At 71.2% G+C, this 19,093-nt stretch carries 18 protein-coding genes; 5 read left to right on the top strand and 13 right to left on the bottom strand.

The window, feature by feature from the left end:
* Window positions 1-84: 84 nt before the first annotated feature.
* Both adh and MFF13_RS01585 read left to right on the top strand, forming a co-directional pair.
* Window positions 85-1,608 carry an aldehyde dehydrogenase gene (gene adh, locus MFF13_RS01580; protein ID WP_147750374.1) on the top strand — a complete coding sequence of 508 codons (1,524 nt, stop codon included), beginning with the start codon at window positions 85-87 and terminating at the stop codon, window positions 1,606-1,608.
* Window positions 1,609-1,763: 155 nt separating this feature from the next.
* Entirely contained in the window at window positions 1,764-2,186 is a 423-nt protein-coding gene (locus MFF13_RS01585; protein ID WP_147762789.1) for a DUF779 domain-containing protein, read from the top strand.
* Window positions 2,187-2,396: 210 nt separating this feature from the next.
* Here the strand turns inward: MFF13_RS01585 and MFF13_RS01590 are convergent, their stop codons facing one another.
* The 6 genes from MFF13_RS01590 to gap all read right to left on the bottom strand — a co-directional run bounded on the left by MFF13_RS01590 (window position 2,397) and on the right by gap (window position 8,392).
* Window positions 2,397-3,362 carry a tetratricopeptide repeat protein gene (locus MFF13_RS01590; RefSeq protein WP_147750390.1) on the bottom strand — a complete coding sequence of 322 codons (966 nt, stop codon included), beginning with the start codon at window positions 3,360-3,362 and terminating at the stop codon, window positions 2,397-2,399.
* A 50-nt stretch (window positions 3,363-3,412) separates the two neighbouring features.
* Window positions 3,413-4,063 carry a thiamine phosphate synthase gene (locus MFF13_RS01595; protein WP_147815518.1) on the bottom strand — a complete coding sequence of 217 codons (651 nt, stop codon included), beginning with the start codon at window positions 4,061-4,063 and terminating at the stop codon, window positions 3,413-3,415.
* A 272-nt stretch (window positions 4,064-4,335) separates the two neighbouring features.
* Window positions 4,336-5,406, bottom strand: a complete 1,071-nt coding sequence (gene fba, locus MFF13_RS01600; protein ID WP_147815517.1) for a class II fructose-bisphosphate aldolase — start codon at window positions 5,404-5,406, stop codon at window positions 4,336-4,338.
* Window positions 5,407-5,517: 111 nt separating this feature from the next.
* The gene (locus tag MFF13_RS01605) at window positions 5,518-6,720 is read right to left on the bottom strand and encodes a phosphoglycerate kinase (protein WP_147762786.1); all 1,203 of its coding nucleotides are present in this window, start codon (window positions 6,718-6,720) and stop codon (window positions 5,518-5,520) included.
* Between the two features lie 25 nt (window positions 6,721-6,745).
* Window positions 6,746-7,252, bottom strand: a complete 507-nt coding sequence (locus tag MFF13_RS01610; protein WP_238270242.1) for a hypothetical protein — start codon at window positions 7,250-7,252, stop codon at window positions 6,746-6,748.
* A gap of 132 nt (window positions 7,253-7,384) precedes the next feature.
* The gene (gap, locus tag MFF13_RS01615; RefSeq protein ID WP_147762785.1) at window positions 7,385-8,392 is read right to left on the bottom strand and encodes a type I glyceraldehyde-3-phosphate dehydrogenase; all 1,008 of its coding nucleotides are present in this window, start codon (window positions 8,390-8,392) and stop codon (window positions 7,385-7,387) included.
* A gap of 433 nt (window positions 8,393-8,825) precedes the next feature.
* Between gap and MFF13_RS01620 the strand changes: the two genes are divergently transcribed.
* The 3 genes from MFF13_RS01620 to MFF13_RS01630 all read left to right on the top strand — a co-directional run bounded on the left by MFF13_RS01620 (window position 8,826) and on the right by MFF13_RS01630 (window position 11,023).
* Entirely contained in the window at window positions 8,826-9,182 is a 357-nt protein-coding gene (locus MFF13_RS01620) for a DUF4164 family protein (RefSeq protein ID WP_147762784.1), read from the top strand.
* 67 nt (window positions 9,183-9,249) lie between these two features.
* Window positions 9,250-9,636, top strand: coding sequence for a cell division protein ZapA (locus MFF13_RS01625; protein WP_147750381.1), 387 nt, complete (start codon window positions 9,250-9,252; stop codon window positions 9,634-9,636).
* A 265-nt stretch (window positions 9,637-9,901) separates the two neighbouring features.
* Complete coding sequence (locus MFF13_RS01630; protein ID WP_238270266.1) at window positions 9,902-11,023, top strand: SMP-30/gluconolactonase/LRE family protein; 1,122 nt, start codon at window positions 9,902-9,904, stop codon at window positions 11,021-11,023.
* A gap of 168 nt (window positions 11,024-11,191) precedes the next feature.
* On the opposite strand, the gene MFF13_RS01635 is transcribed toward MFF13_RS01630, so the two are convergent.
* The 7 genes from MFF13_RS01635 to MFF13_RS01665 form a co-directional block, all read right to left on the bottom strand.
* Window positions 11,192-12,067 (bottom strand): RNA polymerase factor sigma-32, encoded by an 876-nt coding sequence (locus MFF13_RS01635; protein ID WP_147750392.1) that lies wholly within the window; start codon window positions 12,065-12,067, stop codon window positions 11,192-11,194.
* A gap of 307 nt (window positions 12,068-12,374) precedes the next feature.
* A complete protein-coding gene (locus MFF13_RS01640) occupies window positions 12,375-12,962 on the bottom strand; it encodes a CarD family transcriptional regulator (protein ID WP_147762783.1) in 588 nt (195 codons plus the stop codon).
* A gap of 460 nt (window positions 12,963-13,422) precedes the next feature.
* Window positions 13,423-13,761: a ferredoxin FdxA gene (fdxA, locus tag MFF13_RS01645; RefSeq protein ID WP_147750383.1), complete on the bottom strand. Its 339-nt coding sequence runs from the start codon at window positions 13,759-13,761 to the stop codon at window positions 13,423-13,425.
* A gap of 209 nt (window positions 13,762-13,970) precedes the next feature.
* Window positions 13,971-14,297, bottom strand: a complete 327-nt coding sequence (locus MFF13_RS01650; RefSeq protein ID WP_238270245.1) for an RNA-binding S4 domain-containing protein — start codon at window positions 14,295-14,297, stop codon at window positions 13,971-13,973.
* Window positions 14,298-14,313: 16 nt separating this feature from the next.
* Window positions 14,314-17,775, bottom strand: a complete 3,462-nt coding sequence (locus MFF13_RS01655) for a helicase-related protein (protein ID WP_238270247.1) — start codon at window positions 17,773-17,775, stop codon at window positions 14,314-14,316.
* Between the two features lie 75 nt (window positions 17,776-17,850).
* On the bottom strand, window positions 17,851-18,183 hold the full coding sequence (locus MFF13_RS01660; protein WP_147762780.1) for a hypothetical protein: 333 nt from the start codon (window positions 18,181-18,183) through the stop codon (window positions 17,851-17,853).
* Window positions 18,184-18,185: 2 nt separating this feature from the next.
* Complete coding sequence (locus MFF13_RS01665; RefSeq protein ID WP_147830363.1) at window positions 18,186-19,064, bottom strand: DUF3108 domain-containing protein; 879 nt, start codon at window positions 19,062-19,064, stop codon at window positions 18,186-18,188.
* Window positions 19,065-19,093 lie beyond the last annotated feature (29 nt).

Here is a 19,093-nt window from a genome sequence, read left to right on the forward strand (position 1 = left end):
GACTGTCCTTGGCTGTGGCCGGAACGCGAAAAGTCCGAAAAAGAGCCGGCACGCCATGCCGGAGCCGCACGGAGGATCAGCACCATGAACAAGCCGGAATTCCTGGCCGACGCCAAGACCAAGTCGCCGTTCTCGGCCCGCTACGACAACTTCATCGGCGGGCAGTGGGTGGCGCCGGCGAACGGCCGTTACTTCGAGAACACCTCGCCGATCACCGGCCGCGTCATCTGCGAGGTCGCCCGCTCGGACGCGCAGGACGTGGAGAAGGCGCTCGACGCCGCCCACGCCGCCAAGGACGCCTGGGGCCGCACGTCGGCCGGCGAGCGCGCCCGCATCCTCAACAAGATCGCAGACCGGATGGAGGAGAACCTCGACCTGATCGCGCTCGCCGAGACCTGGGACAACGGCAAGCCGATCCGCGAAACGGTGAACGCCGACATCCCGCTCGCCATCGACCACTTCCGCTACTTCGCCGGCTGCATCCGCGCCCAGGAAGGCGGCATCTCCGAGATCGACCACGACACGGTGGCCTACCACTTCCACGAGCCGCTCGGCGTCGTCGGGCAGATCATCCCGTGGAACTTCCCGATCCTGATGGCGGTGTGGAAGGTCGCCCCGGCGCTCGCCGCCGGCAACTGCATCGTCCTCAAGCCCGCCGAGCAGACCCCCGCCTCGATCCTCGTGGTGATGGAGCTGATCGCCGACCTGCTGCCGCCGGGCACGCTCAACGTCGTCAACGGCTTCGGCCTGGAATGCGGCAAGCCGCTGGCCTCCTCGCCCCGCATCGCCAAGATCGCCTTCACCGGCGAGACGACGACGGGCCGGCTGATCATGCAGTACGCCTCGCAGAACCTGATCCCGGTGACGCTGGAGCTCGGCGGCAAGTCGCCGAACATCTTCTTCGCGGACGTGGCCAACGAGGACGACGACTTCTTCGACAAGGCGCTCGAAGGCTTCACCATGTTCGCCCTCAACCAGGGCGAGGTCTGCACCTGCCCGAGCCGCGCGCTGGTGCACGAGTCGATCTACGACCGGTTCATGGAGCGCGCGGTCAAGCGCGTCGAGGCGATCACGCAGGGCTCGCCGCTCGATCCCGCGACCATGATCGGCGCGCAGGCCTCGTCCGAGCAGATGGAGAAGATCCTCTCCTACATCGACATCGGCCGGCAGGAGGGCGCCAAGGTGCTCACCGGCGGCGCGCGCAACGTGAAGGACGGCGAGTTCGCCGACGGCTTCTACGTGCAGCCGACGGTGCTCCAGGGCCACAACAAGATGCGGATCTTCCAGGAGGAGATCTTCGGGCCGGTGCTCTCGGTGACGACCTTCAAGGACGACGCCGACGCGCTCAGTATCGCCAACGACACGCTCTACGGCTTAGGGGCCGGCGTGTGGACCCGCGACGGCACCCGCGCCTACCGCTTCGGCCGCTCGATCCAGGCCGGCCGCGTCTGGACCAATTGCTACCACGCCTACCCGGCGCACGCGGCCTTCGGCGGCTACAAGCAGTCCGGCATCGGCCGCGAGAACCATCGCATGATGCTCGACCACTACCAGCAGACCAAGAACATGCTGGTGAGCTACTCGGCCAAGAAGCTCGGCTTCTTCTAGGCCGGCCTGGCTCCGGCCCACGGGCTGGCGCTTTCGACTTCGAGACGACTTCGCCCCGGCCCTCGCGGCCGGGGCGTTTTCGCTGGCGCCCACCACTGCATTTCGGCGCCGCGCGAACCACATGGGATCGGGAAGGGGTGCGGATGGGAGCGGACATGACGGACACGGCGACGAGCGCCACCACCGCCGAGCAGGCCGGCGTCGACGGGACGCCGCTGCGGGTCACCGCGACCCCGGCCGCCCTGGAGCTCATCGCCGAGCTTCGTGCCGAGCACGGCCCGGTGATGTTCCACCAGTCGGGCGGCTGCTGCGACGGCTCTTCGCCGATGTGCTACCCGGTGGGCGACTTCATCACCGGCGACGGCGACGTGCATCTCGGCCAGGTCGGGGGCGCGGACTTCTTCATCAGCCGCTCGCAGTTCGCGGTCTGGAAGCACACCCACATCCTGCTCGACGTGGTGCCCGGACGCGGCGGCATGTTCTCCCTGGAGAACGGCCGCGAGAAGCGCTTCCACATCCGCTCACGCCTGTTCACGGCGGCCGAGAACGCTGCGCTCGACGGCGCCTGCAAGCTTTAAGCGCGGGTCTGACCACGATCGGTGACAAGGGTTCCTCCCTTTTCCCAACCCACCACCTCATCTTGAGGTGCCGCGTCAGCGGCCTCGAAGGAGGCCTCCAGAGATCGCGCTATCCCTGGAGGCCTCCTTCGAGGCTTCCGCCTCGCGAAAGCGCCTCAGGATGAGGTGGTGAGTGGGATCGGTCGTGGAACGGGCTCTGAGCGACCGCGCTCAGCGCGCCTCGGACCGCTCCTCCGCCAGCCGCTCGGCGCGGGTGCGCTCGTCGGCGGTGAGGCCGACAAGCGTCTGGTCGAGCCAGGCGTCAGACAGGCCCTGGCCGGCCGCGGTGAGGTTCCAGGCCGCGGCCTCGACCATGTTCTTGGGCACGCCGCGCCCGGTGGCGTAGAGCCGGGCGACGCGGTTCTGCGCGATGGCGTTGCCGCGGGACGCCGCGTGCAGGAAGTAGCGGGCGGCGCGGCCCTCGTCCTTCGGCAGGCCCTTGCCGTTGAACAGCAGGATCGCGAACTCGACCTCGCCGGCGAGGTCGCCGTTGTCGGCCGCCCGCCGGAACAGCTCCGCCGCCTTGGTCGCGTCCTGCGGGACACCGCGGCCCTGCAGGTAGAGGACGCCGAGATCGTGCTGGGCCGGGCCGATCTCGCCGTCCGACGCCTTGCGGAACATCGCCGCCGCGCGGGTCTGGTCGGCCTCGGTGCCGCTGGCGAGCAGCAGCAAGGCGAGGTTGTAGGCCGCCGTCGGCGAGCCGTGCTCGGCCGCCTGCTCGAGCCAGCGCCGGCCGGCCTTCGGGTCCTTGGGAACGCCGCGGCCGTCGAGGGACATCAGGCCCAGCGACGACATCGCGCCGGGCTCGCCCTGCGCCGCCGCGAGGCGGTACCAGTCGGCGGCCTTGACCGGGTCGGGGCGGATGCCGAGGCCCTGGTTGTACAACTCGCCGAGCAGCGTCATCGCCGCCGCGTCCTTGCGGTCGGCCTCGATCCGCTTCGTCGCCTCGCGGAACGCGGTCACGTACTGCCCGCGCTGGTAGGCGCCGTAGGCGAAGTCCGGCGTGCGGTCGGTCGGCGGCGGGCGGGCGCCACCGGAATAGCCGACGGTGTAGGGGGTCGGCAGCTCTCGCATCGGCGGCTTGACCGGGTCGGTGCCCGGCGTCCGGGTCGGCTCGATCGCGCTGGGCGCCGCCATCGCCCCGCCGCCGGCCAGGAGCAGCGCGAGGGTGCTCGAAGCGAGCCGCCTCACGAGGCCGCCTCCGAGAGCGCGGCCTGCACGCGGGCGACGCCTGCGGGGTCGTCCATCCACAGCCCGCTCTCCAGCCCGACGAACTCGGCGCCGGTCGCCGCGAGCGCCGCGACCTCGGCCTCGGTGCAGGCGACACCGATGCATGGCGTCTCGAAGATTTCGGCCCACCACGCGGTGCGCTCGTGCACGCCCTCTGCGTCGGCGGCGACGCCGTCGGGGTAGAGGCCGCCGAACATCAGGTAGTCGATGCCGGCCTCGCCCGCATCCATCGCCGCGTGCCGGGTCTCGATCCCGCCGACGCCGAGGATGCGGCCGTCGCGCAGACGCCCGCGCAGCTCCTGCAGCGTGCCTTCCTCCGGCTTGTCGACGTGGATGCCATCCGCCCCGCCCCGCGCCGAGATGCTGACGAGGTCGCCCGCGAAACCCGGGGCGGCGACGACCAGCGCCGCGCCGGCCGCCTGCACCGCGGGCGCGACGCGTTTCACCAGGGCGATCAGGCTGCGCTCGTCCGCGGGTGCCAGGCGCAGGATCACCGCGGCCACGTCGCCCGCGGCGCAGGCTCGCTCCAGCGCGGGCACCAGCGCGTCGACATGCTCCGCCCCGACATGGTGCGGCGTCAGCAGGGTGAGGCGGGGTGCGTCGGTCATGCGCCCTGATACCGCCGCGGAGGGCGTCGGGGAAGCGGAGAGGAGCGTTGCGGCCCTGGCAAAGAGAGGTCGAAGTCTCGCTCGAGCGTCCTCGTACGCGCCCGTCATTCTGGGGCTGCGCAGCAGAGCCCGGAATCCAGAACCATAGGCCGTGATCGAGAATGCACCGTCGGCGGCTCTGGATTCCTGGCTCGCCTCACGGCGCCCCGGAATGACGGTGTCGGGGCGGTGAAGGGGGGCCTTCCCTTACCGCCCCGATCGAAGGCGCCGCCTCAGTTCGCGGTGATCTTCGGGTCGAGCGAGCCGTTGGCGTAGCGCTTGGCCATGGCGGAGACCGAGATCGGGCGGATCTTCGAGCCCTGGCCGGCGGTGCCGAACTCCTCGAAGCGCTGCTTGCACAGCTTGGTCATCGCCTCCATGGCGGGCTTGAGGTACTTGCGCGGATCGAACTCGGCCGGGTTCTCGGCGAGCACCTTCCGGATCTGGCCGGTCAGCGCCATGCGGTTGTCGGTGTCGATGTTGATCTTGCGCACGCCGTGCTTGATCCCGCGCTGGATCTCGGCCACCGGCACGCCCCAGGTCGGCTTCATCTGGCCGCCGTACTGGTTGATGATGTCCTGCAGATCCTGCGGCACCGAGGACGAGCCGTGCATGACGAGGTGGGTCGTCGGCAGGCGCCGATGGATCTCCTCGATCACGTTCATCGCGAGCACGTCGCCGTCGGGCTGGCGCGTGAACTTGTAGGCGCCGTGGCTGGTGCCCATCGCCACCGCCAGCGCGTCGACCTTGGTCGCCTGCACGAACTTCACCGCTTCTTCCGGGTCGGTGAGCAGCTGGTCGTGCGAGAGCGTGCCTTCGAAACCGTGGCCGTCCTCGGCCTCGCCCTCGCCGCTCTCGAGCGAGCCGAGCACGCCGAGCTCGCCCTCCACCGAGACGCCGGCCCAGTGCGCCATCTCCGAGACCTTGTGGGTGATGCCGACGTTGTAGGCGTAGTCGGCCGGCGTCTTGCCGTCGGCCTTCAGCGACCCGTCCATCATCACCGAGGTGAAGCCGTACTGGATCGCGGTGGCGCAGGTGGCCTCGTCGCTGCCGTGGTCGAGGTGCATGCAGACGGGGATGTGCGGATAGATCTCGACGAGGCCGTCGATCAGCTTGGCCAGCACGATGTCGTTGGCGTAGGCGCGCGCGCCCTTGCTCGCCTGCAGGATCACCGGGGAATCGGTGGCGTCGGCGGCCGCCATGATGGCGAGCCCCTGCTCCATGTTGTTCATGTTGAAGGCCGGCACGCCGTAGCCGTACTCGGCGGCGTGATCGAGAAGCTGCCTCAACGTGATCCGCGCCATCGTCCGTGCTCCGTCTTAGGTCTGGTCGGGTCTGTGGGGAGAACGCCGCCGCGGCCCGGATGGATCGTGCGGGACGGCGCGAAAATCGCCGGAAAAGTCGGCTGTTGAAACTCAGCTCTTGGCGCGCAGGGCCTCGACGCCCGGAAGCGTCTTGCCCTCCAGCCATTCGAGGAAGGCGCCGCCGGCGGTCGAGATGTAGGAGAAGGTCTCCGAGACGCCCGCATGGTTCAGCGCGGCCACCGTATCGCCGCCGCCGGCGACCGAGACGAGCTTGCCAGACGCCGTGCGATCGGCCGCGTGCCGGGCGGCGGCGACGGTGGCGGCATCGAACGGCGTCAGCTCGAAGGCGCCGAGCGGGCCGTTCCACACCAGCGTCGCGGCCTCGTCGATCGCCGCGTCGATCAGGGCGACGGATTTCGGCCCGGCGTCGAGGATCATGCCGCCCTCGGGCACCGCGTCGACCGAGACGGTCTCGTGGGCCGCGTTCGCCTTGAACTCGGAGGCGACGACGGCGTCGACCGGCAGGATGATCCGGCACTTGGCGGCCTCGGCCGCGGCGATGATGCGCAGGGCGGTCTCGGCGAGGTCCTTCTCGCACAGCGACTTGCCGACGGGCTTGCCCTGCGCGTGCAGGAAGGTGTTGGCCATGCCGCCGCCGATCACCAGCATGTCGACCTTGGCGACGAGGTTCTCGAGCAGGTCGATCTTCGAGGAGACCTTGGCGCCGCCGACCAGAGCGATCACCGGGCGGGCGGGGGCTTCGAGGCCCTTGGTCAGGGCGTCGAGCTCGGCCTGCATCAGGCGGCCGGCATAGGCCGGCAGGCGGTGGGCGAGGCCCTCCGTCGAGGCGTGCGCCCGGTGGGCGGCCGAGAACGCCTCGTTGACGTAGACGTCGCCGTTGGCAGCGAGCGCGTCGGCGAAGGCCGCGTCGTTCGTCTCCTCGCCGGCATGGTAGCGGGTGTTCTCGAGGAGCAGCACGTCGCCGTCCTTAATCGCCGCGATCGCCGCCGACGCGGCCGGGCCGACGCAATCCTCGGCGAAGGCGACCGCGCTGCCAAGCTTGTCGGACAGGGTGGCGACGACGGGGGCTAGCGAATCCTTGGGATCGCGCTTGCCCTTCGGCCGGCCGAAATGGGCGAGCAGCACCACCTTGCCGCCTTGCCCGGCGATCTCGCGGATCGTCGGCACCACGCGCTCGATCCGGGTCGCGTCGGTGACGCGGCCGCCCTCCATCGGGACGTTGAGGTCGACGCGGAGCAGGACGCGCTTGCCCGCCAGCGAGCCGGAATCGTCGAGGGTGCGGAAGGCGGTCATGCGGTCCTGCTCTGTCGGTGTCGGGTCAGCGCGCGGGCGAGGGGGCGGACGACGTGGCGGGGGCTTGGGCCGCAGGCGCGGTGGCGTTCGCGCGCGGCGGCAGCAGGCTGTCGAGGTTGAGCCGCTGCACGGCGACCATCAGCACCACGGTGAGCACGGCGGTGATGATCGCGGTGAGCACCAGGGCGCCGGTGCCGGGCAGGCGCCGCGTGCGCTCGGTCAGGCCGCGCATCTCGGAGCGGAGCGCGGCGAGGTCGGACTGGCGGGCGGCCTCGTTCATGCGGTTCGAGGCGCCCTCGACCTTGTCCTCGACGCGGGTCAGCAGAGACTCGGAGCGGGCGTACTTGTCCTCGATGCGCGAGGTCTTGTCCTCGATCCGGGCGAGCTGGTCGAACAGCTGGTTGGCGGCGATCGGCGTCGCCACGGAGGCGCCGGGAATCGCGGGCTTCGCCTCCACGCGGGCTGTCTCCACATGCGTGGTCGCCGCCGGGATGAAGTCCTGTCCGGTCGCGGTCTTGGGGGCGTCGGTCATGCGTGTCGGACCCTTGCTCGTCTGCGGTTCGGAAGGCGGCCCGGCGCCTCGTGGAGCTGGGCTTGGTCGCGAAACCGCCGGCCCGCGGGTGGCGCCCGCGAGCCGGCCGGGTGAACGGATCAGATCAACGCGTTAGATCAGCTTGGCCATCGCCACGGCCGTGTCGGCCATGCGGTTCGAGAAGCCCCACTCGTTGTCGTACCAGGCGAGGATGCGGACGAAGGTGCCGTCCATGACCTTGGTCTGGTCGAGGTGGAAGGTCGAGGAGTGCGGGTCGTGGTTGAAGTCGATCGAGACGTTGGGCTGGTCGGTGTAGGCCAGCACGCCCTTGAGCGGGCCGTCGGCCGCCGCCACGATCGCCGTGTTGATCTCCTCGACGGAGGTGGCGCGCTTGGCGGTGAACACGAGGTCGACCGCCGAGACGTTCGGCGTCGGCACGCGGATCGAGGTCCCGTCGAGCTTGCCCTTCAACTCGGGCAGCACGAGGCCGACGGCCTTGGCGGCGCCGGTCGAGGTCGGGATCATCGAGAGCGCGGCGGCGCGGGCCCGATAGAGGTCCTTGTGCATCTGGTCCAGCGACGGCTGGTCGTTGGTGTAGGAGTGGATCGTGGTCATGAAGCCGCGCTCGATCCCGACGAGGTCGTTGAGGACCTTCGCCACCGGCACCAGGCAGTTCGTGGTGCACGAGGCGTTCGAGATCACGTGGTGGTCGGCGGTGAGCTGGTCGTGGTTCACGCCGTAGACCACCGTCAGGTCGGCGCCGTCGGCGGGGGCCGAGACGATGACGCGCTTGGCGCCGGCGTCGAGGTGGGCCTTGGCCTTGTCCTTCGAGGTGAAGATGCCGGTGCATTCGAGCGCGATGTCGACGCCGAGCTCGCGGTGCGGCAGCTCGGCCGGGTTGCGCACGGCGGTGACGCGGATGCGGTTGCCGTCGACGACGATGTAGTCGCCGTCGACCACGACCTTGGCGTTGAACCGGCCGTGGATCGAGTCGAAGCGCAGCAGGTGCGCGTTGGTCTCGACCGGCCCCAGGTCGTTGATCGCCACGACCTCGATGTCCTTGCGGCCGGCCTCGTGGATCGCGCGCAGCACGTTGCGGCCGATGCGCCCGAACCCGTTGATGGCAACCTTCACCGTCACGGCGTGACTCCTTCCCGAGATGGGGCGCCACCTTGCGGGCGCCGCTCGATGATACCGGGGCGGCGCGTCGGCCGTCCGGTGCTGCGGCCGGCTCTATGAACCGCCGAATTGAACCTGGGATGAACCGACGCGAGGACCGGGCACGGGTCGCCGGGGACCATCCGTGAGACGGACGACGCGGGCGAGGGCCTCGGGACTGGCACGGGTCGGATATCCGGGCAGAGGATGCGCGCGAGGACAGGCCCTGCGCGTGCGGCGGGTCTCTAACATGGTGCCTCGGGCTGTCAAAGCGCACGCGGTGGCTGTGCGCGCGCAAGCCCTGACAATCCGGACGGCCTGACCGGGCGGGATCGTCCCGACGCGGATTTGCCTGGGCGTGCGGTCGGAATCGGCTGGAAATCCGCTGCGGCTTAGGGGAAACCTGCCCTCGACCATGAGCGAGCCCGCCAGCCCCCCGACCGATCCGCCCGGCGACGACGCTGCCGGGCCCGACTCCGCCGGGCACGACTCGGCCGGGCACGACTCGGCCGGGGACGCCCTGCGCAGGCTCGATGCGGCGTTGCTGCAGCTCGAGGCCGCCGTCGCGCGCCGGCTCGAGGCGGAGGCGAACCCCGCCGACGTCGAGGCGGAGCGCGCGATCATGGCCGAGGACCGCGCCCGGCTGGCCGCCGCCCTCGACGCGGCGAGCGCCCGGCTCGCCCAGGTCGAGACCGCCGCGGACACGGTCGGCCGCCGGCTGGAGCGGGCGATCGGCACCGTGGAAGGCGTGCTCGGCCGCCCGGACCCTTGACCGGAGGCGGTGGGCGCGCGCCCAATCCTCCGTCGACCCGACCGCCCGCGTCCGTTCCGAAGCCCGCATGCCCCAGATCAGCGTCACCATCGACGGCAAGAGCTACCGCATGGCCTGCGGCGACGGCGAGGAGGCGCATTTGTCCGCGCTCGCCGCCGACCTCGGCGCGCGGGTCGCCGACATGCGCAAGGCCTTCGGCGAGATCGGCGACATGCGCCTCCAGGTGATGGCGGCGCTGACCATCGCCGACGAGGTCTCCGAGCTGAAGCGCCGGCTCTCGGTGGCGGAAGCCGAGGCCGAACGCCTGCGGGCGGAAACGGCCGCCGCGGGCGCGGCGCAGGCCGACCAGTCGGCCCGCGTCGCCGACGGCGTCTCGAAGGCCGCCGAGCGGATCGAGCGGATGGCGCGGGCGCTCGCCGCCACCGCCGGACCGGCAGGCGCCGACTTGCGCTGAGCCAGCCGACTTGCGCCGAGCCAGCCGACCTGCGCCGATCCAACCGGCCTGCGCCGAGCTGCGACGCCCGGTCGATGAACCTTGGCGGGCCGGCGCCGCGTTGACGGGCCGACGCGGCGTTCCCGCCGCCCGAAAAAGGCTCCCCATGACCATGACCATGACCATGACGATCGCCGGCGCGTGCCCCGGCTTCCGCGCACGCCTGCTGCTCGGCGGAGCGTTGCTCGCCGGAAGCGCGCTTGCCGGCCCCGCCGTCGCGCAGGACATGCCCGCACCGCAGAAGGACGCCGCGCCGGGTCTGACCAAGGTGGCGAGCTTCGAGCATCAGGTGACCGGCGTCACCGTTTCGAAGGACGGGCGGATCTTCGTGAACTTCCCGCGCTGGACCGAGGACACCGCCGTCTCGGTCGCGGAGCTGAAGGACGGCACGCTGACGCCGTTCCCCGACGCCGAATGGAACGGATGGCGCAACGCCAAGAAGGACCAGGTGGATGCCCGCAACCATTGGGTCTGCGTGCAGAGCGTCGTCGCCGACCCGAAGGGCAACCTCTGGGTGCTCGATCCGGCGGCGCCAGCGATGGCGGCCGTGGTCAAGGACGGGCCGAAGCTCGTCGAGATCGACCTGAAGACCAACAAGCCGGCCCGCACCATCGCCTTCGACGAGACGGTGGCGCCGCAGGTCTCCTACCTAAACGACGTGCGCTTCTCCCCCGACGGCAAGACCGCCTACCTCACCGATTCCGGCGCGAGCGGCGCCCTGGTGGTGGTCGACCTCGACAGCGGCAAGGCGCGCCGCCTCCTCGACGGCGATCCGACCACCATGCCCGACAAGAGCGTGACGGTGAGTTACGACGGCAAGCCGCTGCGCCGCCCCGACGGACGCGGCGTCGAGTTCGCCGCCGACGGCCTCGCGCTCTCGCCCGACGGCAAGACGCTCTACTGGCAGGCGATCAAGGGCAAGACGCTCTACAGCCTGCCGACCGACGCGCTCACCGGCTGGCTGACGTCCGCGGTGGTGCCGAGTGCGCTCACCGACAAGAGCCTCTCGGGCAAGGTCGAGACGGTGGGCGAGAACGGCCCCGCCGACGGCCTGATCATCAGCCGCCACGACGGCCGGATGTACGTCACCGCGCCGGAGGAGAACGCGGTGAAGGTGCGCGACCTCACGGCCAAGGGCGGGACGCCGACGGTGCTGGTCCAGGACCCGCGCCTGCGCTGGCCCGACACCTTCGCCGAGGCACCGGACGGCACCATCCTGTTCACCACCTCGCACATCCAGGATTCGGCCTTCTACAAGCCGGACGCGCCGGCGGCCCTGCCGACCGAGCTGTGGAGCATCAAGCCGGGCGCAGCCGAGGCGACGGGTTCGACGACGGCACCGAAGTAGAGCGGGCACCTTCCCCTCTCCCCGCAAGCGGGGCGAGGGGGGGGCACGGTGATCGCTCCACCCACGGTCTCGATAGGCGCCAGCCGACATCTTGGTGAATGGGCCTACGGCAAACGAAAAAGGCCCGACCTTCCGGTCGAGCCTTTTTTATCTGAGCCGATGCGAACCTCAGCCCGCGTAAGCCCCACCCGTCGTTTGCGGAAAGCGATCCGCGAGCGCCCGGCGAAGCTTTTCCAACGCGCGGTTCTCGATCTGGCGGACGCGCTCCTTGGAGATGCCGAGGCGGTGGCCCAGCGCCTCCAGGGTGGCCTGGTCCTCGGCGAGCCGGCGCTCGCGCAGGATGCGCAACTCGCGCTCGGACAGGACGGTGAGAGCCTGCTGCAGCCAAAGGTGGCGGCGCTCGCCGTCGACCGTGGCTGTGACGGTCTCGTCGGGCAGGGCCGCACCGTCGACAAGGAAGTCCATGCGCTCGGACGAAGCTTCGCTTTCCTCGCCGACCGAGGCGTTGAGCGACATGTCGGGACCGGAGAGCCGGGCGTCCATCAGCGCCACGTCCTCGCGCGACACGCCGATGGCGGTGGCGATGCGACGGTGGATCTCGTCGCCGACACGCTCCTCGGTCGATTGCATCAGCCGGGCGCGCAGGCGCCGCAGGTTGAAGAACAGCGCCTTCTGGGCGGAGCTGGTGCCACCGCGGACGATCGACCAGTTGCGCAGGATGTAGTCCTGGATCGAGGCGCGGATCCACCAGGTGGCGTAGGTCGAGAATCGCACCTCGCGCTCCGGCTCGAACCGGGCCGCGGCCTCCATCAGACCGACATGGCCCTCTTGGACGAGATCGGCCATCGGCAACCCATAGTGGCGGAAGCGCCCGGCCAGCGCGATCACGAGGCGCATATGCGCGGAGATCAGCTTGTGCAGGGCGCGCTCGTCGCGGTCGTCCTTCCAGCTCACCGCAAGGCCGCGTTCCTCGTCCCGCTGGAGGAACGGCGCTTCCATCGCGGTGCGAATGAACTGCCGACGAATTCCCGCGATTTCCGCCATTCCGCCTGCCTCTTTCTTCCAAGCGCTTCTGCGGCCTCGACCGCGTCCTGCGGACTCACCGGTACGATCCGGGCATCCACGCAAGGCACCGGACAACGGGAAGGCGAAGGCGATGGTTCCGCGGCGATGCAACAGGGCGCGCGATGCCCGGTTCCGCGGCGCGCACGATTCCGCGAGCGGGTGTTGCCGGACGGCTCCAGCCGACATGCGCTTTGGGGGCCGGCCCAAAGAAAAAGCCCGGCGCTGGCGCACCGGGCTCGGTCGACGATGGAAGGGCCGGAAAGGGTCCGGCCGAGTCGGCGCGCCCTCAGGCGGCCTCTTCCTGGATGGCCTCGTCGCCGTCGGTCTCGGCTTCCGCCTCGGCCTTGCCGCGGCGGGGCGACTTCTGCAGGCTCTGGTCGATGAGCTTGAGCGCCTCGGTCTCGGTAATGCGGTTGACGGTCGAGATCTCACGCACGATCCGGTCGAGGGCGGCCTCGTAGAGCTGGCGCTCGCTGTAGGACTGCTCGGGCTGGGCCTCGGAGCGGAACAGGTCGCGCACCACCTCGGTGACCGAAAGCAGGTCGCCGGAATTGATCTTGGCCTCGTATTCCTGGGCGCGGCGCGACCACATCGTCCGCTTGACGCGGGCGCGGCCGGTCAGCACGTCGAGGGCCTTCTTCACCAGCTCCGGCTCGGCGAGCTTGCGCATGCCGACGCTGTTGGCCTTCGCGGTGGGGACGCGCAGGACCATCTTGTCCTTCTCGAAGGAGACGACGAACAGCTCGAGCTTGTAGCCGGCGATCTCCTGCTCTTCGATCGCGGTGATGCGGCCGACGCCGTGGGCGGGATAGACCACCGCCTCGCCGGTCTTGAATCCCTGGCGGCCCGTCGTCGGCTTCTTGGCTGTTGTCATGCGAGAAGGGCCTCCAGAACAAAGCGCGGGGGGTTGCAAGCACCCGCGTGACCATGTCTTCCGGGACGGGACACCCGGCTTCCGACGCCCGACCGACGCCGCCGACCAGACAGGTCGGGCAGGCGGAGGCTCCCAGGCGAGCCGTGCGCAGCCCATGATAGAACAACCGCCGAAGGCAACGCCTCCAGCGGTCGAGCGCGTGCATCCTGTGATCCCGGGTGATCCGGGTTTCGCGTTTTGAACGCGGCAGGCGGCACGTCAGGCGCGAGCGACGGCAGAAGGATTGTCTATCACAAATCAACGGTCGAATCAAAGCAGCGCGACGCACCCCGGACGGTTCGGGACCATCCGGAGCGCGTTATGCACGGGTTCGCTGGGGCCGGCCGCGGGCCGGCGAGGCAAACGCAAGGCAACCCGAAGGCCAGCCGCCGCGTCGATACGCGGGATCGTGCCGGCTTGTTCAGTCGCCGGTGCCGGGGGCGGCGGAGAAGTGGGCCTCGAACTTGCCGGCCACGCCGTCCCAATCCTTGGCGTCGCCGGGCGCGTCCTTCTTCTGGGTGATGTTCGGCCAGTCCTTTGCGTAGTCGGCGTTGACCTTGAGCCAGGTCTCGAGGTTCGGCTCGGTGTCCGGCTTGATCGCCTCGGCCGGGCATTCCGGTTCGCAGACGCCGCAATCGATGCACTCGTCGGGGTGGATGACGAGCATGTTCTCGCCTTCGTAGAAGCAGTCCACCGGGCAGACTTCCACGCAGTCCATGTACTTGCACTTGATGCAATTGTCGGTGACGACGTAGGTCATGGTGCGATTTTCGTCCTCGATCCGCGCTGGCCGCATCCGCGGCCGCCGGGGGCTCGAACGGTCTCGCGGGCGGGCGAAGGCGCGTTCGGCTTGCGTGTCGACGGGCCCTCGTAGGCGGCCCTTGGATGGGAAGGGCTCTAGCCCCTGCCAAAGGGGCTGACAAGCGCAGCCATGCCGCAACCTGGCCGCCGCACGGGACTGTGGCTTGTCTACAATGATTCCAGGGGCGGGCTGGGCTCTACAGAGAGAGGGGCCGGAGCCTCGTCGCCCCCGGCGGCGAGGTCCGCGTAGAGCAGCCGGGCGACCGGGGCCGAGCCGCGATGCGTCCCGAGGTCCAGGACCCGCAGGATGAGAGTGGCGTGGGCGGCGGCGACCGTCAGCACGTCGCCGACGGCCAGCCCCTTGGCCGGCAGGGTGGTCCGCGTCCCGTTGAGGCGGACGTGGCCGTCTTCCACGAGGCGGGCGGCGAGCGCGCGGGACTTCGCGAACCGCGCGAACCACAGCCACTTGTCCAGCCGCTGCCGCCCTTCCTTCATGCAGACCGGCGGTGCCTCAGCGCTTGCCGCCTTCGCCGGATTCTAGCTGCGCCTTCAGGGCGGCGAGCTTGGCGAAGGGCGAATCGGGATCGGGCGCCCGCTCGCGGCGCGGGGGCCGGGCATCCGGTCGAGGGCCGGCATGGCGCGGCTCGTCGCGGCGGTCGGGCCGGGCGCCGGGCTCGAAGCGCTCGCGGCGCGGGCCGTCGTGGCGGCGCGGCCCTTCCGGCCGGCCACCCTCGGGCCGGGGACCATCCTGACGGGGGCCGTCCTGGCGCGGCGGTCGGTCGCGGCCCTCGGTCGCGTGCGGACGGGGCCGGTCGCGGCCGCCGTCGCGGCGCTGCTCGCCCTCGCGGCGTTCGCCCTGGGGCGCGCCCGGGGCGCCGTCGCGGCCGCGGCCGGCGCCGCGCGGGCGGTTCGGGCGCGGGTTGGCCTGGCGCTGGTGGCGCTGCAGCGTCCACACCTCGATGGTCGCCGGCTCCTCGGCGACGGCGTCGGCGAGCAGTTCGGACGCGGCCTCGGCGGGAATTTCCTCGCCGGCGGGTGCGGCTGAACCCTCGTCGGCGGTCTGAAGTACGTCGGTCGAAGCCGACTCCGTGGAAGCCGCGTCGTTCGTCGGCGTGTCGGCGTGCTCGGAAGCGGTCGCCTCGACGCCCGCATCCTCCTTCGCCGGCTCGACGGCGGCGTCCTCGGCGGGCGCTTCGTCCGGCGCGGCTTCCGCAACGGGCTCCTCGGCGGCGGGCGCCGCCTCGGGCTCTGGCGTTGCCTTGGGAGCGGGGACGGCCTCTCCGGCCTCCGCCTCGTGCGCGTTCGGCTCGGCCGGTTCCGAGACGGCGTCCGAGGTCGCCGCCTCGGCGGCCGCAGCCTCGGCGGGGCCGGTCTCGCCGGCTTCAGCTTCAGACGTGGCCTCGGGAGTCGCCTCGGTCGCACCGTCCGTCGCGCGTGCGACGGGCTGGACCGGCGTCGTCGGGGCGGCGGGCAGCAGCGGCACGGTGATCGCCGGGCCGGGCCGGGTCTCGGCGCTGTATCCGAGCGAGGTCAGGATCGAGGCGAAATCCTCGCCCGAGCAGCCGACCAGCGAGGTCATGCCGACGGTGGCGACGAACCCGTCCTTGTCGGCGGCGCCGGGGGGCGGCGCGCCCGGCGTGGTGCCGGGGCGGTAGGAGACGGCGGGACGGATCAGGTCGGCCAGCCGCTCGAGGATGTCGACGCGCACCGCGCGCTCGCCGCAGACGCGGAAACCCGCGGCGCGGTAGAGGCCCTTGGCGATCTCGGGATCGACCTTGATCGAGGTGCGGCCGGAGCCGGCGAGGTGCCCGATCTCGTCGAGGCCGCGCTGCTCCAGTCCGCCGTTCTGCAGGGCCCAGAGCTGGGCGGCGAGCGTCCGCGGCGCCGGCTTCAGCAGGGCCGGCAGGAACAGGTGGTAGGCGCCGAAGCGGACGCCGTGGCGGCGCAGCGCCCCGCGGCCGTCCTGGTCGAGGGTGCGCATCTCCTGCGCCACGCGGGCGCGCTCCAGCACGCCGAGCGCCTCGACGACCTGGAAGCCGATGCCCTTGGCGAGCCCGGTGAGGTCGGCGGCGGTCTCGATCTCGATCAGCGGCCCGAGCAGGCGCGTCACGTGCGCCTTCAGCCAGGCGTCGAGCCGCGCCACCACCTTCTCGCGGGCGGGGCCGGCAAGCGCGTCGTCGGCGAGGAGCCGGATCTGGGGGGCGAAGATCTTGTCGCCGGGCGCCAGCTTGGCCACCGGCGCGCCGGTCCAGCGGATCACGCCGTCGTGGCTCAGCACCAGCGAGGCGTCGGCGGCGGCGGAGAACCGCTCGGCGCGCGACTCGATCTCGCCGGCGAGCCCCTTCTCGGCGGCGCTGCGCAGCGTCTTGGCCTCGTGGCCTTCGGCGCTGGCATCGGGCACGAACAGGAAGCCGTGGAGGTGGCCGACATGTTGACCCTCGACGGTCACGTCACCGTCGGGGGTAATCTGGGCTTCGAGCATCGTGTTCTCTCTCAGGCGCCGCATCAGGACGCTGGTGCGCCGATCGACGAAGCGGCTCGCGAGGCGTTCGTGCAGGGCGTCGGACAGCCTGTCCTCTACCCGACGCGTCTCGCCCTGCCAATGTTCCGGATCGCGAAGCCAGTCGGGGCGGTTGGCGACGAAGGTCCAGGTGCGTCCGTGGGCGATGCGGCGGGACAGGGTCTCGATGTCGCCGTCGGTGCGGTCGATCATCGCCACCTGCTCGGCGAACCAGGTGTCGGGGATGCGCCCGGCCATGCCCTTCATCAGGAAGCGGTAGAGCTCGGCCACGAGGTCGGCATGCACTTGGGGGTGGACCTTGCGGTAATCCGGCACCCCGCAGACGTCCCAGAGGCGGCGCACCGCGGACGCGCCGCTCGCCATGGCACGGAAGTCGTCCTCCTTCATCAGGATCTCGAGGGCCTGCTGGTCCTCGCCCATCGGCGCCCGCGTCAGGCCGGGCTCGCTCGGGTGCACGTCGAGGCTCGCCTGCAACGCGTCGAGCGAGCGGAAGTCGAGGTCGGGGTTGCGCCATTGCAGGATGCGCAGGGGATCGAAGTCGTGGTTCTCCAGCCGCTCGATCATCTCGGGCTCGAACGGGCGGCAGCGCCCGGTGGAGCCGAAGGTGCCGTCCGAGAGGTGGCGGCCGGCCCGTCCGGCGATCTGCCCGAGCTCGGCCGGCGTCAGCTTGCGGAAGCGGGTGCCGTCGTACTTCCAGGTGGCGGCGAAGGCGACGTGGTCGACGTCGAGGTTGAGGCCCATGCCGACGGCGTCGGTGGCGACGAGGTAATCGACGTCGCCCGACTGGTAGAGCTCGACCTGCGCGTTGCGGGTGCGGGGCGAGAGCGCGCCGAGCACCACCGCCGCGCCGCCGCGCTGTCGCCGGATCAGCTCGGCGATGGCGTAGACCTCCTCGGCCGAGAACGCGACGATCGCGGTGCGCCGCGGCATCCGCCCGAGCTTCTTCTCGCCGGCATAGGTCAGCGTCGAGAGGCGCGGGCGCGTCGTGGTGTGGACGTTGGGGATCAGCGACTGCACCAGCGGCAGGATCGTCGAGGAGCCGATCAGCAGGGTCTCCTCGCGCCCGCGCTGGTTCAGCAGGCGATCGGTGAAGACGTGGCCGCGATCCATGTCGGCCGAGAGCTGGATCTCGTCGATCGCCACGAAGGCCACGTCGAGGTCGCGCGGCATCGCCTCGATGGTGGAGATCCAGTAGCGCGGCCGGTCCGGCTTGATCTTCTCCTCGCCGGTGACGAGGGCGACCTTGTCGACCCCGACGCGGGCGACGACCCTGAGGTAGACCTCCCGGGCGAGCAGCCGCAGCGGCAGGCCGATCATCCCGGTGGGATGGGCCAGCATCCGCTCGATCGCCAGGTGCGTCTTGCCGGTGTTGGTCGGCCCCAGAACCGCCGTGACGCCGCGCGCGCGGGACGAGGGCGGGAGGGAGCGGCGGTGCTGGAGGATCGGAGCCATCCCTTCGGCGCTGGGTGCCGCGCGAGCCGTCGAGGCACCGCATGGCGACGCATCCCGCCCCGGGGGGACGAGGCGTCAGTCGGCCGACGGCCTGCGCCGGAACGAGCGATCATATGGGGCGGGCGCCCGCTCTCCGCCAAGGCCGTAGGCCGATCCGTCGCGATCGGGGATGCCGTAGAGCTCGATCCGCGTCGACGGCCGCCCCGTCTCGATGTCGGCGCAGAGCGTGTCCGGCACGGCGGTGAGCGGCCCGCGGCGCCGGCCGCGCCCCTCCGTCACCTCGGCCGAGGAGTAGGCGTTTCCGCCGCAGGCGCTGGCGCCGGCCTCGAGCGGTTCGGCCGCGACCGGGCGCAGGGGGGCGAGCAGGGCGGCGCCCGCCAGGAGCGCAGCGCGCGCGACGCGGCGCATCCTCAGCGGCTCGCGAGGCTGCCGGTGGTGGCCGGCGCCTCGGCGGTGGCGGCGCCGCGCACCCAGCGGGTCGCCTCGATGATGTTGGTGCCGACCGTGGTCCGCACCGAGATCCGGATCGGCACCAGCATCCGCGTTCCCTCGACGGGCGCGAGCCAGACCGACATGTCGCGGTTCTCCTCCATGAAGCGCACCCCCGGCCGGTCGGGCCGGTGGCCGGCCACCGCCTGGTAGCGGGCGTTGCAGACCAGCACGGGGCCGGAGTAGCCCGGCTTCTCCACCGCCCGGGTCTCGCCGTAGCTCAGCACCACGTTGAAGCGGGTCGCACCGTCGAAGACCGGCAGCGTGCGGTTGCAGTTGTCGGGGTTGGTCAGCTCGCCCGAGGCCTGGGCCGGCATCAGCAGGGCGCTGGCCGGGTCCATGATCCCGCGCTTGTTGGCGGCGGTCACCGGCACGCGGTCGTCCACGTCGACGAGCGGCGGCGTCACCTCGGACTGGGTGACGTTGCCGTGGGCGAGCGCCATGCGCACGGCGATGCCGGAGTTGGCCGTGCGCGTCGCGATCGAGAAGGTGTTGGGCTGCGGCGCGGCGGCGATGATCCCGGCCGAGCGGGCCGAGCCCTGGCCGCCGGTGATCGCGCCGACGAGGCCGGTCAGCGTCGCCGAGACGTCGACGCGGTACTTCGCGCTCTCGAAGGTGCCGGCCAGCCGCGCGGTGCCGATCGGCAGGCCGGCGAGCGCGATGCCGTAATCGACGGCGATGCTGGCCGGCGCGGCCTTGCGCTCGCGCGCCTCGGCCGGCGACAGGGCGCCGGCGCCGAGGGCGGCGGCGAGAACGAGGCGCATCAGTGGGAAGGCGCTGCGGTTGGGGCGGGCGCTCATGGTCCGAATCGCATCCTCACGAGGTCGTC

The organism is Methylobacterium cerastii (genome assembly GCF_022179125.1).
Taxonomy (GTDB): domain Bacteria; phylum Pseudomonadota; class Alphaproteobacteria; order Rhizobiales; family Beijerinckiaceae; genus Methylobacterium; species Methylobacterium cerastii.

Coding starts and splice junctions, on each gene's coding strand:
- adh (WP_147750374.1), top strand. CDS start 85: ATGAACAAGCCGGAATTCCTGGCCGACGCCAAGACCAAGTCGCCGTTC.
- MFF13_RS01585 (WP_147762789.1), top strand. CDS start 1,764: ATGACGGACACGGCGACGAGCGCCACCACCGCCGAGCAGGCCGGCGTC.
- MFF13_RS01590 (WP_147750390.1), bottom strand. CDS start 3,362: ATGGCGGCGCCCAGCGCGATCGAGCCGACCCGGACGCCGGGCACCGAC.
- MFF13_RS01595 (WP_147815518.1), bottom strand. CDS start 4,063: ATGACCGACGCACCCCGCCTCACCCTGCTGACGCCGCACCATGTCGGG.
- fba (WP_147815517.1), bottom strand. CDS start 5,406: ATGGCGCGGATCACGTTGAGGCAGCTTCTCGATCACGCCGCCGAGTAC.
- MFF13_RS01605 (WP_147762786.1), bottom strand. CDS start 6,720: ATGACCGCCTTCCGCACCCTCGACGATTCCGGCTCGCTGGCGGGCAAG.
- MFF13_RS01610 (WP_238270242.1), bottom strand. CDS start 7,252: ATGACCGACGCCCCCAAGACCGCGACCGGACAGGACTTCATCCCGGCG.
- MFF13_RS01620 (WP_147762784.1), top strand. CDS start 8,826: ATGAGCGAGCCCGCCAGCCCCCCGACCGATCCGCCCGGCGACGACGCT.
- MFF13_RS01625 (WP_147750381.1), top strand. CDS start 9,250: ATGCCCCAGATCAGCGTCACCATCGACGGCAAGAGCTACCGCATGGCC.
- MFF13_RS01630 (WP_238270266.1), top strand. CDS start 9,902: ATGCCCGCACCGCAGAAGGACGCCGCGCCGGGTCTGACCAAGGTGGCG.
- MFF13_RS01635 (WP_147750392.1), bottom strand. CDS start 12,067: ATGGCGGAAATCGCGGGAATTCGTCGGCAGTTCATTCGCACCGCGATG.
- MFF13_RS01640 (WP_147762783.1), bottom strand. CDS start 12,962: ATGACAACAGCCAAGAAGCCGACGACGGGCCGCCAGGGATTCAAGACC.
- fdxA (WP_147750383.1), bottom strand. CDS start 13,761: ATGACCTACGTCGTCACCGACAATTGCATCAAGTGCAAGTACATGGAC.
- MFF13_RS01650 (WP_238270245.1), bottom strand. CDS start 14,297: ATGAAGGAAGGGCGGCAGCGGCTGGACAAGTGGCTGTGGTTCGCGCGG.
- MFF13_RS01655 (WP_238270247.1), bottom strand. CDS start 17,775: ATGGCTCCGATCCTCCAGCACCGCCGCTCCCTCCCGCCCTCGTCCCGC.
- MFF13_RS01660 (WP_147762780.1), bottom strand. CDS start 18,183: ATGCGCCGCGTCGCGCGCGCTGCGCTCCTGGCGGGCGCCGCCCTGCTC.
- MFF13_RS01665 (WP_147830363.1), bottom strand. CDS start 19,064: ATGAGCGCCCGCCCCAACCGCAGCGCCTTCCCACTGATGCGCCTCGTT.